Genomic DNA, 16,323 nt, shown 5'->3' with positions numbered 1-16,323 from the left:
CGCCGATGGTACTGCACCCGGGAGGGTGTGGGAGAGTAGGTCACCGCCGGACAACCATTAGGTCGAGGCCCCAACCACCAGGTTGGGGCCTCCCGCATTTAACGCCCCCGGGGTTCCCTCTCTCACTTAACGCGCCCTCCCTGGGACCCTCTCTCACTTGATGCGCCCTCCCGGCGGGACCCTCTCTCACTTAACGCCCCCTCCCCGGGGGACCCTCTCTCACTTAACGCACCCTCCCGGCGGGACCCTGCCGCACTGCCCGGCCGGCCCGCCGTCGACCGCCAGCGCCAAACTGCGAGAGCACCCCAGGAAACCCCGCATCAACCGAGAGAGCATCGCCGAAAAACCCGCATCAACTGAGAGAGCGTCCGCTGGCGGCTGAATCCGGGGTGAAAAACCCTGAAAAACCGGTGATTAACCTCAAAAAGTCGCGGAAACACGCGGAATTTGCGGAACGCGGAGGCCCAAGCTGGTAAGTTTTCGAACAGTGGCTTGTACGCATGCCGCGTATAGGCTCCAGAATCATGACCGTCCAGGAGGACATAAATGGCTAAGAACCGTAGTGAACTTGTTGCAGAGGTAGCTGGCAAGGCCGGCACCAGCCAGGCAGCCGTCAACTCCGTCCTCGACGCACTGTTCGAGGTTTTCGAGACTTCTGTCGCAGCGGGCGAGAAGATCACCATTCCGGGCTGGCTCGCCGTCGAGCGTACCGACCGCGCAGCACGCACCGGCCGCAACCCGCAGACGGGTGAGACCATCCAGATCGCGGCAGGCCACAGCGTCAAGCTGACCGCCGGCTCCAAGCTGAAGGCTGCAGTTTCCAACAAGAAGTAGGCTTCTTCCTCCCCGGCACGCAGCCGGCGCGGAAAAGGAGCGGCAACCACCAGGTTGCCGCTCCTTTTGTCTTTAAGCCGATTCGCGGCCCGGGCAGGCGTAGCGGACAATGGAATGGTGTCTTCTGCCGCAAAACCACGTTCCACCCAGCCCCCGTCCGTTCCCGGCAAGGGAGTTCGGGGCAACGGTGCGCCGGCGGGGGACAGCGGTGCCTTGGGGATCTCCCGGACATGGCAAGTGGCCGGGCTGGCCGCCCTCTTCCTGGGCCTGGCAGCTGCGCTCATCTTCTCCGGGGCTGCCGGCGCCAGGGCAGTCTCTGATCCTGGAGCGCTTGTCCGTTGGGGGCTCCCCGTCAGCAAGGCAATCCACAACGTGTCGCTGGCCACCGTCATCGGCGGCCTCGTCTTCGCCGTCGGCATCCTGCCCAGGAATGCGGGGCCCCGCAGCCGGAGCAAAGAGAGCAGTGAGGCGCCCGAACACCCTGCCTTCAGCCGCGCCCTGGCCGTAGCGGCCGCAGCAGGTGCGACGTGGACGTTGTCGGCCATCGCGGTCCTGGTCCTCACCTACTCTGATGTTGCCGGACAGGGACTCTCCGGCGATGCCGAGTTCACCCAGGCCCTGGTCTACTTCATGACGGATATCGAGACGGGGCGGGCCTGGCTGGCCGTCACCATCATCGCCGCCGTCGTGACAACGGCCCTGTTCGGAGTGCGGTCCCTCGGCGGCCTGGCGCTGACCCTGATCCTCACCCTGGCCGGCCTGGTACCCACAGCACTGATCGGCCATTCTTCAAGCTCCTCGGACCACGAAGGCGCCATCAACTCCCTGGGCCTGCACCTGGTAGGGGTCAGCACCTGGGTGGGCGGCATCATCATGCTGGCCCTGCTGTCCGGAATCCTGACCGGCCCCAAAGCCGCAACCGCCACCGACATCACCGAGCCGACGCTCCGCCGGTTCTCGTCGCTGGCCGGTTTTGCCTTCGTGCTCGTTCTCGCGTCCGGCATCATCAACGCCAGCATCCGGGTCACCAACTGGGGTGACCTCTTCGGTTCCCCCTATGGCCAGCTCATCCTGGCCAAGGCGATGGCCACGCTGGTCCTGGGCGGGATCGGGTTCATGCACCGGCAGTGGGTGATCCCGCAGCTGAGCCGCAAGGGCTCCACCATGTCCTCGCGGCGGGTCCTCTGGCAGCTGGTCCTGGCGGAATTCCTGGTGATGGGAGCAACGTCGGGTGTCGCCGTCGCACTGGGGCGGTCCGCCCCGCCGGAGCCCACAGCCTTCGCGCCCGATGCCACGCCCGCCTTCATCCTCACCGGGTACGAGCTTCCCCCGGAGCTGACCCCCGAACGCTGGCTGACAGAGTGGCGCCTGGACTGGCTCTGGATCGCCGCGGCGCTGTTCGGGCTTGTGTCCTACTTCCTTGGCGTGGCCAAGATCTACCGGCGCGGCGACAAGTGGCAGTGGTTCCGCACCGTGAACTGGGTCATTGGCCTGCTGGTGCTCACCTACATCACCTCCGGGCCGCCGTCGGTCTACGGCCGCGTGCTGTTCTCCGCCCACATGGTGGACCACATGGCGCTGACCATGGTGGCGCCGATCTTCCTGGTGCTGGGGGCGCCTGTGACCCTCGCACTGCGGGCCCTGCCTGCCCGTGGAGACGGTTCCCGCGGGGCGCGTGAGTGGCTGCTGGTGTTCGTCCACTCGAAGTTCTCGCAGCTGGTCACGCACCCGCTCTTCGCCGCCGCGAACTTCGCCGGCTCGATTGTGCTGTTCTACTACTCGGACCTGTTCGGCTTCGCCATGCGCGAGCATGTGGGCCACGAGCTGATGACCGTGCACTTCCTGCTGACCGGCTACATCTTCATCCTGAGCATGATCGGCACCGACCCGCTTCCGCTCCGGGCGCCGTACCCCATGCGGCTCGTCCTGCTCCTGGCCACCATGGGCTTCCACGCGTTCTTCGGCGTGGCCATCATGGGCGGGACCAACCTGCTGGCCGCGGACTACTTCGGGAACCTGGGCAGGGCCTGGGGCCAGTCGGCACTCGCAGACCAGCAGACCGGCGGCGCCGTGGCCTGGGGCATCGGCGAGGTGCCCACGCTCCTGGTGGCGATCGGCGTCGCCATCATGTGGTCCCGGTCGGACGCGCGGGAGACCAAACGCGTGGACCGGGCGGCGGACAGGAATAACGACGCCGATCTCACCGCTTACAACGATATGTTTGCCAAGTTGGCTGAACGCGATGCCAAGCTGGCTGAACGAAACAAGCTGGAAGGACGCTGATGAGCAAAACCGTACGCACGCATGCCCGGGTCCGGGCTTCCGAACTGGTGGGCCGTAACTGGTTGAACACCGGCGGCAAATCACTGGACCTTGAAGCCCTCCGCGGCAAGATCGTGCTGCTGGACTTCTGGACCTTCTGCTGCATCAACTGCCTCCACGTCCTGGACGAGCTGCGGCCGCTGGAGGAACAGTACTCCGATGTCCTGGTGACGGTGGGCGTCCACTCGCCCAAGTTCGAGCACGAGGCCGATCCCGTAGCGCTGGCTGCCGCCGTGGAGCGCTACGAGATCCACCACCCGGTCCTGGACGACCCGGAGCTGGAGACCTGGAAGGCCTATACCGCCCGGGCCTGGCCCACCCTGGTGGTCATCGATCCCGAGGGCTACATCGTGGCGCACCTCTCCGGCGAAGGCCACGCGGACGGCCTGGCCGTGCTGATTCCCGAGCTGATCGCACAACATGAGGCCAAGGGGACGCTGCACCGCGGTTCCGGCCCGTACGTGGCGCCCGAGCCCACGTCCGGCACCCTGCGCTTCCCGGGCAAGGCGCTCTTCCTCCCGCCGGGCCGCGGTTCCACCGCCTCGGAGGGAACGTCCGACGGCGGTACCGCGGCGGGTGCCGCGGCCGCCGGTTCCCCAGCAAGTAAGGGCTCGTGGCTGGTCACCGATACCGGCCACCACCGGCTGGTGGAGCTTGCCACCGACTTCCACACTGTCCTGGGCACCTTTGGCTCCGGCAGCCGGGGCTACTCCGACGGCCCGGCCGCCGGTGACACAGCCGCGGCCCGGTTCAACGAACCCCAGGGCCTGGTCCTGCTGCCGGAAGACGTGGCAGCCAAGGCGGGTTACGACGTCGTCATTGCCGACTCCGTCAACCACCGGCTCCGCGGGCTGTCCCTCGCGGACGGCAAGGCCTCAACCCTGGCCGGCAGCGGCGTCCAGCGGCTGCTGGAGGCGGGACCCGCGCGCGTGGATGAGGATGCGGCGGGATTCACCGGCGAGCTCGGCGGGCACCCGCTGGACGTTGCCCTGAGTTCGCCGTGGGATGTTGTCTGGTCGCGCAAGCTCAACGCCGTGGTGATCGCCATGGCCGGGACGCACCAGATCTTCAGCTTCGATCCCGTTACCGGCTCTGTTGCCATTGTGGCCGGCAACGGGCTGGAGGGCCTGCTGGACGGCGCCCCGCACGAGGCCTGGTTCGCCCAGCCCTCCGGCCTGGCCGAGGACGCGGACGGGAACATTTGGGTGGCAGACTCCGAGACGTCCGCCCTCCGCAAACTGGTGATTGACGACGACGGCAGCGTCACGGTGGAGTCCGCCATCGGCAAGGGACTGTTCGACTTCGGCTTCCGGGACGGCCCCGCCGCGGAAGCCCGGCTGCAGCACCCCCTGGGTGTGACAGTCCTGCCGGACGGATCAGTGGCGATCGCGGACACCTACAACGGTGCCGTCCGCCGCTACGACCCCGCCTCGGGCACGGTGTCAACGCTCGCGCGCGGCCTCCTGGAGCCGTCCGACGTGATTGTGGACCACACGCATTCGGCCGGTTCCGAGCCCCTGCTGGTGGTGGTTGAGGCCAACAAGCACCAGGTGGTTTTCATTCCCATCCCCAAGGAAGCCCAGCAGGTGGATGAGGGAGCGGTCCAGACCCACCGGCCCAAGAGCCCTGTGGCGCCAGGACCCGTTGAACTGGCCGTCCGCTTCACCGCCCCCACCGGGCAGAAGCTCGATGACCGCTGGGGCGATCCCACGCAGCTGAAGATCTCCTCCACCCCGCCGGAGCTTCTGGTGTCCGGCGGCGGAACGTCCGTGGGGCTGCTGCGGACGCTGGAGCTTTCACCTGAGGTGGCCGAGGGCGTCCTGCACATCACGGCCCGGGCTGCTGCCTGTGACGGCCCCGAGACCGAGGACGGCGAAATCCCGGACCACGCCGCCTGCCACCTCTACCAGCAGGACTGGGGCATCCCCGTGGTGCTGCAGCGCGACGGCGACCGTGAGCTGGTCCTGGACCTCCGCGGGATGGACTGACGCGCCGCCGTCGTAATTTAGCTGAAGGCTGCCGTCCGGGACTGACACGTCACGGACGGCAGCCTTTTGGCATTGGGCCTTACGTCAACCCTGATTTTGCAGGGGTGTGTGGCCGCGAGGGTCGTAAAATGGTGCTTGCTGTGACGGCGCTGCCGGCTTGGCTGTCCACATAACGGAGGGTGCCGCTGCCGAACACTTCTCAAAGCGGCCACCATGGCCCCATGGACGTGTCAAAAGCCTTGGATCGTTGCGGCGGAGCTGCCCGCCGGCCCGCGCTTGCCCGGCTCGGCGTGGACGATGCCGCCCTTCGCCGCGCCGTCCGCGGCGGGGTCCTGCAGCCGGCGCGTGGACTTTATGCGCTTCCGACGGCGCCTGCCGGACTCGTTGCCCTGCTGCAGAACCGGGAGCTGCTGACCTGTTCCAGCGCCGCCGGCCACCACAGCCTCTGGTCCCTGCCGTCGGCGGGACCCCGCCACGTTTACCATCGGAGGGAAGCCGCCGTCCGGGGCGACGCGATCCACCACGCGGGATTGCTGCTGCCGCCGTGCTCCAACCGGCCGGTTGCAGCCCTCGCTGATGTCCTCATTCACGCCTTGCGATGCCTTCCGTTCGCTGAATCACTGGTCATGGTGGAGAGCGCCGTGTCCAGGGGCGACATGACGGTCGAATTCCTCCGGCAGCGCCTCCCCGGCAAGCGCAACGGCAAAGCGCGGGCGGTCCTGCAGTGGGTGGACCGGGGCGCGGACTCACTCCTCGAGACGCTGGCGCGGACCTACTTCCGCCAGGCGGGCATCACGGTTCAGCCTCAGGCCTACCTGGAACGGGTGGGGTACGTCGACCTGCTGCTGGATGGATGGCTGGCGGTGGAACTGGACGGGAGGCACCACACCGAGTGGAACCAGGTCAAGAAGGACCACCGGCGGAACAACGAGTCCGTGCTCCAGGGATATACAGTGCTGCGGTACTACTACTCGGACGTGGTGTACAACCCCGCCGCCATGGTTGCCCAGGTTCTGGCGGTCCTGGGCCGACGGCGCTAGAAAGGCGCAGCGTCATGGGGAACACGGTTCTGGAATCCTGCCGGGACGGGGCCCGCGGGATTCCGCGGAAGCGGAGGGAAGCTAAGCCCAAAATCGTGCCCTGCGTGACGCAAACAGGCCACTCTGGTTGGTTAGGGGAGCAGGGGCTAGAAGCTCAGCACCGGCGTGACCTTGACTGTGTCTCCTGAGACGTCCAGCCGGGTGGTGAAGCTGAAGTCCACCTCTTCGCTGAGGGGGTACCAGGCGCCGGTGAACAGGTTCTGCTGGAGGGCCTCAACCTTGGCCTTGCCGTCGAGGGGAGCCACCACCCAGCGCCCGTCGAAGGGCTCGATGGACACGTTGGGGTACTCCGTCACGGTCCACTTGATGGTGCCGTCCTGCACCCTGTTGTTGCTGGCGTAGTAGAACGGGCAGTCGGGCTGGAGCTTCTGCTCCTTGGCTGCTTCGGCTGCGCAGCTGTCCAGGAATTCCTTGACCTTCGCCGAGACGTCCTTCTTCAGGGTGTCCGTGGCCTGGGTGAGGAGGTTGAGCGGTGCTACCGGGGCGTCCCGCGCCGTCACGGTGGCCCTGGTGGGTGATGCCGAAAAGTACTGGCCGTTCACGGTGGCCTCGTACTCGCCCGGATAGAACACCGCAAAGGAGTTCCGGCCGTTCGGCATGTTCACCGCCACGCCGTTGACGGTGGCCTCGCTGGCGTTGACCACCGTGATGTCAAGAGTGGGAAGCCTCGACGGAACAAAGGCCCACGTGTTGAAGAAGATCCACTCGGTTCCGGTTTTCTCCAGCAGGAACTCGGTGCGGAGCCGGCTGCCGTCAATGGTGTATTGCATGGGCACCATGACCTGGTTGTCCGGGAGCTCCACCGCGTCACCGATATCCACGTTCGTGAACCGGGACGTTGCAGTCTGCAGGGCGGTTCCGTCCAGCATGGCGGCGTTGCTGGGCGGCACGGTTGCCCTAAGCAGCCCCAGTGCCTTGCCGCCGTCGCCGCTTTGCAGTGCCTCCAGATACTCCCGGACCGGCTGCTGCGGGCCAGCCACCGTATTGTTGACCAGGTTCACCGCAACGACGGCTCCGGCGACGGCAAGCATGAGTCCCAGCAGCCATCCGGCCGCGATCCTCACCAACGCTTGACTCATCTGCACTGTCATTACGTTACCTGCCAAGCGGCCGACGACGGCAGTCGGGCATGGCGGATGCGGTACCTGGTCAGCGGCGGCGCCGCCGGGACGACGTGCCGAACACCCCGCGCAGCAGCTCCCGCCCAAGCTGCGTGCCGATGGACCTCGCCATGCTCTTCAGCCCGCCGCCCAGGGCTCCGCCCAGCACGCCACCCAGATCCCCCATCATCGAATCACGCGTCTCGGGCCGTGGTTCCCGCGGTTCTTCCGTCCGGGAGCGGCGCGTTCCATCCCCGGAAGCTGCCGGCCGGCTGCTGGGGCGGCCGAGGATCTCCTCCTCGATCCGGCGTGCCTCGGCGTCGATGTCGGTAGTTCCGCCGGCAGCCCTGCCGGGGACGGCCACCCGGCCATCGGCGGCCGGCCCCGTGGGAGCGGCAGCCTTCCCGGAAAGCTTTTCGAAGGCCGACGGATTGTCCACCGCCGTTCCGTACCTGGCCAGCAGGGCTGACGCCGCCACGGTGCTGCGGACCAAAGCCTCGTCGCTCGGACCCATCACGGACTCGGGCGCCCGCAGGCGGGTCAGCGCCACGGGGGTGGGGGCACCCTTCTCATTCATGACGGTGATGACGGCCTCGCCGATGCCGGCGGACGTCAGGGTTTCCTCCAGGTCGTAGTCGCTGAGCGGAAAGGTGGAGACCGTGGCCTTCAATGCCTTGGCGTCCTCCGGGGTGAACGCGCGGAGGGCATGCTGCACCCGGTTGGCGAGCTGGCCCAGGACCTCGGCCGGGACGTCCTTGGGGGTCTGCGTGACGAAGAAGATCCCCACGCCCTTGGAGCGGATGAGCCGGACCGTGGTGGTGATGGCCTCCAGGAAAGCCTTGGAGGCGTCGTTGAAGAGGAGGTGGGCTTCATCGAGGAAGAACACCAGCTTGGGTTTGTCCAGGTCGCCGGCCTCGGGGAGGTCCTCGAACAGGTCGGCCAGCAGCCACATCAGGAAGGTGGAAAACAGCATGGGCTTGGTCTGCAGCGTGGGCAGCTCCAGGCACGTGATGACCCCGCGGCCGTCCGGGGCGGTCCGCAGCAGCTCCGCGGTATCGAACTCGGGTTCCCCGAAAAACCTCTCCAGTCCCTGCGCCTCGAGGCTCACAAGCTCGCGCAGGATCACCCCGGCGGTCGCCTTGGACAGGCCGCCGAGTTCCTCGAGCTGGTCTTTGCCCTCGTCCGAGGTGAGGAACTGGATGACGGCACGGAGGTCCTTCAGGTCAATGAGTTCCAGGCCGTTCTTGTCCGCAAAATAGAAGACCAGCTGCAGGCTCGATTCCTGCGTGTCGTTCAGTTCCATGATCCGCGAGAGCAGGATGGGCCCGAAGGAGGACACCGTGGCCCGCACGGGGACGCCGTTGCCATCGCCGCCCAGGGCCAGGAACTCCACCGGGAACGTCTTGCCCTGCCATGGCTGCCCGATGCCCTCCGTGCGTGCGGTGAGTTTTTCACTGCCGACGGCGGCGGTGGCCAGCCCGGAGAGGTCGCCTTTGATGTCCGCCAGGAAGACCGGCACGCCGGCGGTGGAGAGCTGTTCGGCCATCATGTGCAGTGTGACGGTCTTGCCCGTGCCGGTGGCACCTGCCACGAGGCCGTGCCGGTTCATCATGGAAAGCGGCAGCCGCACCGGCGCGTCCTTGTGGAGCTCGCCGTCCACGATCGCGGCTCCCAGCTCTATGGTGGCGCCTTCCAGCGTGTAGCCCTTCTGGAGGGTGGCAAGCTTCTCTGCTGTGGTTTTGTTGGCCATGGCGTTAGCTTAGCGGCGGCCGCAACCCCGCACCGGTCCGCCCCTCGTGGCTAAGGACCGCTTGGGCGGGTGGCAGCTTCGTTGGAAGGGCCGACGGCGGCGTGGTGTGTGCCGCCGTCGGCCCTTTTTGGGGACGGTTTCGTCGGGTGCCCTCAGGCTGCAGCTGCCTGCAGGGCAGCACCCACGACGCCCGCAGAGTTTTCCAGGCTGGCCGGGATGACCGGGGCGCGCAGTGACAGGCGAGGCAGGTATTCGTTGCTGCATTCCGAAATTCCCCCACCGATGATGATCAGGTCGGGCGAGAAGAGGAACTCCACATGTGACAGGTAGAGCTGGAGCCGGTCCGCGTACTCAATCCAGTCCAGGCCTGCATTTTCGCGGGCGACGGCCGATGCCCGGGATTCTGCCTTGTGCCCGCCGATTTCCAGATGCCCCAGCTCGAAATTGGGTATCAGCTTTCCATCAACGATGAGTGCTGATCCGATGCCCGTTCCCAACGTGAGGACCAGGACAACGCCGCGTTTGTCCTTCCCGACGCCGTAATGGGCCTCTGCCATACCAGCGGCGTCGGCGTCATTCACCACGCAAACGGGCCGGCCAAGCCGTTCCCGCAAGTAGGCTTGAACATCCAGTCCGATCCAGCCGGCGTCCATGTTGGCTGCCGACCTGGCCACTCCGTGCTGGACTATCGAGGGGATGGCGACGCCGACAGCAGGGGCGCTATGGCCGGGGCTTTCGGATTCGAGCTCATCGATGAGCTGGTCCAGGGTGTTTGCGACTTCATCAACCGTGCCGCAGGCAGGTGTCCGGAGGCGACGGACGCCGCCGACCGGGGTGCCGCTGCCCATGTTGATGATTGCGCCCTTGATCCACGTCCCGCCGACATCGATGCCGATCCCGAAATCCAGTTCGGACGGCACGTCCGTGGTATTGGCCGAGGGTCCTGTCATCACGCTTCCTGGAGCCAGGCCGTGGCCGCTCCGGGCAGGGAACCTGCCGGGAGGGGCGAACTGGAGACCAGTACCTTGCCGGCGGGCAGTTCGAAGGCTTCCGTGCCGAAGTTCGTTACGGAGGTCCAGCCGTTGGGGCGCCGGAAGGCCAGGACGTCAGGCCGGCCGGTTTCCAGCCATTCCAGCGCTTCAGTGGTCTGCAGCCGTGACCGCAGGGCCAGCGCCCTGCGGTAGAGGGACAGGGTTGACTCTTCCCGGGCCTCCTGGGCTTCCACTGAGTAGCCTGCGAACCATTCCGGTTGCGGCAGGTGGGCACCGCCCGTCCCGAAACCGAACGAGGTGCCCGAGCCTGTCCAAGGCAGCGGCACGCGGCAGCCGTCGCGGCCGATTTCCACGCCTTTGTTGCGGAAGAAGGCCGGGTCCTGGCGTTCTGCGTCGGGGATTTCGCTGCCGACTTCCTGCAGGCCCAGTTCCTCGCCCTGGTAGAGGTACGCGGAGCCTGGAAGGGCGAACATCAGCAACGATGCGGCACGGGCGCGGCGCAGGCCGAGTTCCACGTCGACGTCTTCCTGCTTGCCGCCGGCCAGCAGCCACTGCTTGCCGGCCTCGCCGGCCATGATCCCGCCCTCGGCCGAAGGTCCGGAGACCGGCAGCCCGTAGCGTGTGGCGTGCCGTACGACGTCGTGGTTGGAGAAAACCCACGTGGAGGAAGCGCCGGAAGCCTGGGCCTCGGCGAGGTTCTTGGTGATGATCTTCCGGTACTGGGCGCCGTCAAAGTCTGCCTGCAGCAGGTCGAAATTGAAGGCCTGGCCAAGGCCCTCCGGGCTGGCGTAACGTGCCCGGCGGTCCGAGTGCACCCAGGCTTCGGCAACAGCGGTGCGCGGCGGGTTGTACTCGTTGAAGAGCTTGCGCCACTCGGCATAGATCTCGTGGACTTCGTCGCGGTCCCAGTACGGATGCGCACCGGCAAGGTACAGCGCCTCGCCCTGGGTTTCGAGGTCTGCCTTGGTGGGCAGGGACTCTTCGAGGTTCTTGGTCAGGGCATGGGCGACGTCAATCCGGAAACCGTCCACGCCCCGGTCGGACCAGAAGCGCAAGGTCTTCAGGAAGTCTTCGCGAACCTCGCGGTTGTCCCAGTTGAAGTCCGGCTGTTCCTTGGCGAAGATGTGCATGTACCACTGGCCCGGAGTTCCGTCGGGTTCTGTGATGCGTTCCCAGGCGGGACCGCCGAACACGGAGTCCCAGTCTGACGGCGGAAGTTCACCGTTGTCGCCGAGTCCGTCACGGAAGATGTAGCGGTCGCGGGCGGGGGATCCCTTCGGGGAGGCGAGGGCTTCCTGGAACCACTCGTGGCGGTTCGAGGAGTGGTTGGGCACGATGTCCACGATCAGCTTGATGCCGGCGGCGTGCAGGGCGGAGGCCATGTCGTTGAAGTCCTCGAGAGTGCCGAGCCGCGGGTCAACGTTACGGTAGTCGTCCACGTCATAGCCGCCGTCGGCGAGGGCTGAAGGGTAGAACGGGCTCAGCCAGACCGCATCGATTCCCAGAGCCTTCAGGTAAGGGACCTTGGCGGTGATGCCGTTGATGTCACCGATACCGTCGCCGTTGGAGTCGGCGAAGCTGCGGGGGTAGATCTGGTAGACCGAGGCCTGGCGCCACCAGTCGGGGTCGGTCATCTGCTTGGGCCCGGTGCTGGTTGCCTTGGTGGCGATGGAGGGCAAGACTTGGTCCTTTACTTTTGGGTCTGTGGTCGGTTTGGCGGCTGGGGTCACTTGACTGCGCCCTGGGTCAGGCCGGACATTACCCAGCGCTGGGTAAAGAGGTAGACGACGATCGCCGGCGCCATCGCCATCAGGTACGAGGCGAAGGCGACGTTGTAGCTGTTGCTGAACTGCGTCTGGAAGATCTTCTGCAGCACCGGGATCGTCTGCAGTTCCGGGTCGGAAATGATGAGTGACGGCATCATGAAGTCGTTCCATGACGCGATGAAGGCGAAGATGCCCACCGTTGCGCTCATCGGCCCGAGCAGGGGGAAGATGAGCTTCCAGAACACCTGCCACGTGCCGGCGCCGTCAATGCGCATGCTTTCCTCCAGCTCCAGCGGGATGGAGCGCAGGAAGGCTGTAAAAAGCATCGTGTTGAACGCCAGGGCAAACACGATGTGCAGGATCGCGACGCCGAGTGGATTGTCCAGTCCGACAAGGCCCGTAAGCTGGATCTGCGGCAGCGCCACCACGGGGAACGGGATGAACATCGCCGCGAGCAGGTAGAAGAAGGACCAGCGGAAGAGCCGGCGGTCCCAGTTGCGGACGATCGCGTAGGCTGCCAGCGCCGACACGATGATTTCCCCCGCGACGGCGGTCACGGACACGAACACCGAGATTCCGAAGCCGCGCGGGAAGTTCGTGAGCGTCCATGCCTGGACGAAACTGTCGAAGGTCAGGGGGCTCGGCAGCGAGAAGGCGTTGCCGTCCACCGCCTGGCCGGTGGTTTTGAACGCCATGCAGATCGTGACGTACAGCGGGACGAGCACGCTGAGCGTGCAGACGATGAGGACGATGGTTGCAGGCCAGTTGCTGCGTTTTTTGCCGGCGCGGATCGGATGTTTCTTCCCGGCGGGCGTGGGTCCTGCTGTGATGGTGCTGGGTGCGCTGCTCATGCTGCGACCCCTCCTTTGCCACGAGTGAAGCGAAGCTGGATGAGTGCGATGACGATGCTGATGAGGAAGAAGATCACGGCATTGGCCATCTGGTACGCGTAGTCGCCGCCTTCGAAGCCACGGAAGATCGACATCGCGACGCTGCGTGTGGCGACTCCGGGGCCGCCGTCGGTAAGGCCAACGATGATGTCGTAGGCGTTGAGGTAGTTCTTGAAGCCAAGGACCATATTGATGACCGCATATCCGGCGACCAGCGGCAGGGTGATGTGCCGCAGGTTGTGCCAGGGCGAAGCTCCGTCGATGGAGCTTGCCTCGTAGACCTCGGCAGGAACCGTGAGAAGCCCTGCGATGTAAATCAGCATCGCACTCGGAATGGACTGCCACGCCGCGACGAAGACGATCGCCAGCCACGCCAGATCGGGGTTGGCGAGGATGCTCGTCGCCAGCGGTTCGATTCCCATGCTTTGGCCCACAAGCGGCAGCGAGTTCGAGAAGAGGTACTGGAAGACGAACGCGATGACGATGCCCGAAATCACCATGGGGATAACGAATACCGTGCGCAGTGCAGCGCGGAAGCGGACACGGGACGTGAGTCCCAGCGCCAGGAGGAAGGCCACGGCGTTGACGGCGATGACGGTCACGAGCGCAAAGGCGAGCGTGAAGCCGTAGGCGCTGAGGACCCCTTCATCCTGGAAAACCGCTATGAAGTTCCGGATGCCGATGAAGTCGAAGTCGCCGAAGCCGACGGAGTTCGTGAAGCTGTAGACGAATCCGAGTACAGCCGGCAGCGTGACGGCGAGGGTGAAAATCGCCAGCGCCGGGAACAGGAAGAAGTAGTAGATCGGATCGAGGCGGCGCTTTCGCGCAACCGTCGCCCTGGTCGCTGCCGGGGCCGTCACCACCGCTCTAGTGGAAGGCTTAGTCGTCGATGACATGAATGGTCCTCGTTTCGTGCATTAGAACGGAAGTGGTGGTCACGCGCGGAAAGCCAGGCGCGCCCAGTCGGCGTCAAGCCGGCGCAGCGTGCTCTCGACGTCGGCGCCGCCGATGATCGCCTGAAGATAGTTCGCGGCGGGAATGGAGTTCGGAATGAACTGTGAGGCTCCCATGTAGAAGCGGCCGTCGTCGTAGTACTTCTGCATCTCAACGATCCGGGGGTCGGTCACCGCCGGCGCGTCCTTGGTGGTGCCGAAGCCCAGGAATTCGGCGTTGTAGGAGTTCTGGATCTCCGGCTCCATGAGGTATTGAAGGAAGTCCCGGGCGCCCTCCTGGGCGTTGGCGACTTCGGGAACCCAGAGCGAAAGGTCGATGTTAACGCGGACCTTCAGATCGGCGGGGTCGCCGGTCATCGGCAGCGGAAAGGTGCCGAGATCCATGTCTGTGCCGGCCTTTTCAATCTCTCCGAAGGCCCACGGCCCCTGGAAGTACATCGCTGCCTGCCCCTGCGCCATGGCAGTGTTGCCGTCCCCGTAGCCGCGGCTGGACGCATCGGGGTTGACGTACGACGTCAGCTGGACCATGCGCTTCACTGGCTCAAGCAGCGTTTTCTGGAACGACACCTCGGAATCCGGTCCGACCTTCTCGCCGATCCGGTGCATTGCCTTGTAGAAGTCGCGCACGTCGACCATGCCGCCGACCGTGTAGTCGAACAGGCCCTGGGCAATCGTCCAGGGGTCGCGGAAAGTGCCGTAGATCGGTGTGATGCCGGCTGCCTTGAGCACCTCGCAGACCTCGATCAGTTCATCCCAGGTTGTCGGGACGGACAGCCCGTTCTGTTCGAAGATGCGGCGGTTGTAGATGACTGAGGCAGCCATGACCGAGTAGGGGATGACGCTCGTACGGCCCGGGTAGGTGGGATACCAGTTCGTAAGGTCGAGGACGTCGTCCCGGATGGAAGCTGCTGCAGGAAGATCCGAAAGGTCCGAGAGCGCCCCGCGCTCCATGAACCTGGCCATCTCAAGGTTGTAGTTGAGGCAACCGAGATCCGGCGGACTGCTGCGCACAAAGCTGGCAGAAAGATTCGTCGCCATGTCATGCAGGACGCGGACCTGGTCCTGCGACGCGGAAAACTTTGCCGCCAGATCGCGGAAGTATGGGACAGCTTCAGGTTTGGACTGGTGGAACGTGACGGTGGGGCGTGTGCCTCCCGGTGCACAACCGGCCAGGGCGAAAGCGGCCAGCGCCCCCCCGGAAGCGGCAAGGAAGGTGCGACGGGAGACTCGCGTCCCGGCGAACGTCAAAGGTGGCAACATCGGCTCCTAAGTCGAATTTATTTGGATCTTATATTTAGGTCCTATATGAGGATGGGGGATGCGGGCGATATCGTCAAGGGATGAATACGACGTCGGCGAGCTCAACGCAGCTGTTGCGGCAAATCAACTCCGATGCACTGCTTCGCTTCGCCCTCGAGGAACAGGTGTTCACAGCCGGAGAGGCCATGGCCGCGACCGGGCTGACACGCGCCACGGTACTCGGCGTCTGCGACGGTCTGGTCGACATTGGCTGGCTTGAGGAAGTGGAGGACGGGCAGTCCGATGGCCGTACTCACAAAGGCCGGCCGGCCCGCCGCTACCAAGTGCGTGAGGCTGCCGGTGTTGTTGTTGGGCTGGACGCGGGGGAGTCCTACTTCACGGCGATCGTCGCCGACCTGCGCGGCCGCGAGCTGAACACGCGTCGACAAAGTATTGACTCGCATGCGCTGGGGCGTGCCGGCCGCGGTGCGAGTGCACGGGAGATGATCCGTCTGACCCTCCGCGACATCGGACGCACCCTCGACGACGTCTTACTCACCGTCGTCGGCGTTCCCGCGCCGATCGACGCTCATGGCATGTCCCCCGAAGGCGACTTCTGGCATCTGATGAATTCCGGCTTCGCCTCCCATCTGCCGGGCATGGTCATCGTCGAGAATGACGCCAACCTCGCCGCTATTGCCGAACGCGCCCACGACCCGTCAGCTAATCAAGCAACGTTGCTGACAGGCGAGCGATTCGGCGCCGGCCTGATCGTCGATGGGCACTTGCTGCGAGGACCGCGGGGCGGCGCAGGCGAGATGCGATTCCTCGACACTCTTACCGCCGGCAAGTTCGTGCCCGACGAAGGGGGCACGGACGGGTTTGGCGCACTAGCGCGGAAATGGGCACGCTCGCGCGTTCACTCATACGAGGGCAAAACCATGCTGCGGCACATCCCCGAGGGGGAAATCACCGCGGAGGACGTCTTCCAGGCAGCCCGCGAGGGAGATCCGTTCGCGGCGGACATCATCGCCCGGCTCGGCGACCGACTGGCGCGGATTGCGGTTGTGCTCTCCAGCCTTCTGGACGTTGAACGCGTCATCATCGCAGGAGGGATTTCACGGGCCATCGAACCTGTCCTCGAACACGCACGCACCCTGCTGCGCACGGATTCGGACCTGCCGCTGCCGGAACTCGTTGCGAGCACATTGGGAGCGGAGGTGGTGGTCAAAGGCGCCATCGAGTCCGCTTTGACACGGATCAAGCACGAACCTGGCGCGTTCCTCCCGCGGCCGCCCGTTCCTGAAGAGCTGCGGGGCAAACTCCAGTGAAACCGGTATGCCGAATGAGGAAGGCGGGGCCGGAGTTTTCCGGCCCCGCCTTGAGATT

The 16,323-nt window shown here is 65.5% G+C and carries 12 protein-coding genes; 5 read left to right on the top strand and 7 right to left on the bottom strand.

Going from position 1 to position 16,323, the window contains the following annotated elements:
- Positions 1–546 precede the first annotated feature (546 nt).
- The 4 genes from U7114_RS18975 (at position 547) to U7114_RS18960 (ending at position 6,184) form a co-directional block, all read left to right on the top strand.
- Positions 547–834, top strand: coding sequence for an HU family DNA-binding protein (locus U7114_RS18975; RefSeq protein WP_009358243.1), 288 nt, complete (start codon positions 547–549; stop codon positions 832–834).
- A 114-nt stretch (positions 835–948) separates the two neighbouring features.
- Positions 949–3,117 (top strand): cytochrome c oxidase assembly protein, encoded by a 2,169-nt coding sequence (locus tag U7114_RS18970; protein ID WP_323058221.1) that lies wholly within the window; start codon positions 949–951, stop codon positions 3,115–3,117.
- A complete protein-coding gene (locus U7114_RS18965; protein ID WP_323058220.1) occupies positions 3,117–5,144 on the top strand; it encodes an NHL domain-containing thioredoxin family protein in 2,028 nt (675 codons plus the stop codon). The genes U7114_RS18970 and U7114_RS18965 overlap by 1 nt, the downstream gene beginning before the upstream one ends.
- 221 nt (positions 5,145–5,365) lie before the next feature.
- Entirely contained in the window at positions 5,366–6,184 is an 819-nt protein-coding gene (locus U7114_RS18960; protein ID WP_323058219.1) for a DUF559 domain-containing protein, read from the top strand.
- Between the two features lie 146 nt (positions 6,185–6,330).
- On the opposite strand, the gene U7114_RS18955 is transcribed toward U7114_RS18960, so the two are convergent.
- From U7114_RS18955 to U7114_RS18925, 7 genes are all read right to left on the bottom strand, one after another.
- On the bottom strand, positions 6,331–7,323 hold the full coding sequence (locus U7114_RS18955; protein WP_323058218.1) for a hypothetical protein: 993 nt from the start codon (positions 7,321–7,323) through the stop codon (positions 6,331–6,333).
- A 70-nt stretch (positions 7,324–7,393) separates the two neighbouring features.
- On the bottom strand, positions 7,394–9,094 hold the full coding sequence (locus U7114_RS18950; protein WP_323058217.1) for a helicase HerA-like domain-containing protein: 1,701 nt from the start codon (positions 9,092–9,094) through the stop codon (positions 7,394–7,396).
- A 152-nt stretch (positions 9,095–9,246) separates the two neighbouring features.
- Positions 9,247–10,044, bottom strand: coding sequence for a polyphosphate--glucose phosphotransferase (gene ppgK / locus U7114_RS18945; RefSeq protein ID WP_323058216.1), 798 nt, complete (start codon positions 10,042–10,044; stop codon positions 9,247–9,249).
- A complete protein-coding gene (locus tag U7114_RS18940) occupies positions 10,044–11,720 on the bottom strand; it encodes an alpha-amylase family glycosyl hydrolase (RefSeq protein ID WP_157242865.1) in 1,677 nt (558 codons plus the stop codon). The genes ppgK and U7114_RS18940 overlap by 1 nt, the downstream gene beginning before the upstream one ends.
- Before the next feature lie 92 nt (positions 11,721–11,812).
- The gene (locus tag U7114_RS18935) at positions 11,813–12,703 is read right to left on the bottom strand and encodes a carbohydrate ABC transporter permease (RefSeq protein ID WP_323058215.1); all 891 of its coding nucleotides are present in this window, start codon (positions 12,701–12,703) and stop codon (positions 11,813–11,815) included.
- Positions 12,700–13,638 (bottom strand): sugar ABC transporter permease, encoded by a 939-nt coding sequence (locus tag U7114_RS18930; protein ID WP_323058214.1) that lies wholly within the window; start codon positions 13,636–13,638, stop codon positions 12,700–12,702. Before U7114_RS18930 ends, U7114_RS18935 begins: the two co-directional genes overlap by 4 nt.
- A gap of 39 nt (positions 13,639–13,677) precedes the next feature.
- Entirely contained in the window at positions 13,678–14,955 is a 1,278-nt protein-coding gene (locus U7114_RS18925; protein WP_323058213.1) for an ABC transporter substrate-binding protein, read from the bottom strand.
- 80 nt (positions 14,956–15,035) lie between these two features.
- On the opposite strand from U7114_RS18925, the gene U7114_RS18920 reads away from it, so the two are divergent.
- Positions 15,036–16,265, top strand: coding sequence for an ROK family protein (locus tag U7114_RS18920; protein ID WP_323058212.1), 1,230 nt, complete (start codon positions 15,036–15,038; stop codon positions 16,263–16,265).
- Positions 16,266–16,323 lie beyond the last annotated feature (58 nt).

Source organism: Pseudarthrobacter sp. C1 (assembly GCF_034720455.1).
Taxonomy (GTDB): domain Bacteria; phylum Actinomycetota; class Actinomycetes; order Actinomycetales; family Micrococcaceae; genus Arthrobacter.
Note: the sequence above shows the minus strand (reverse complement) of the source record. Positions and strands in the feature narration are given on the sequence as shown.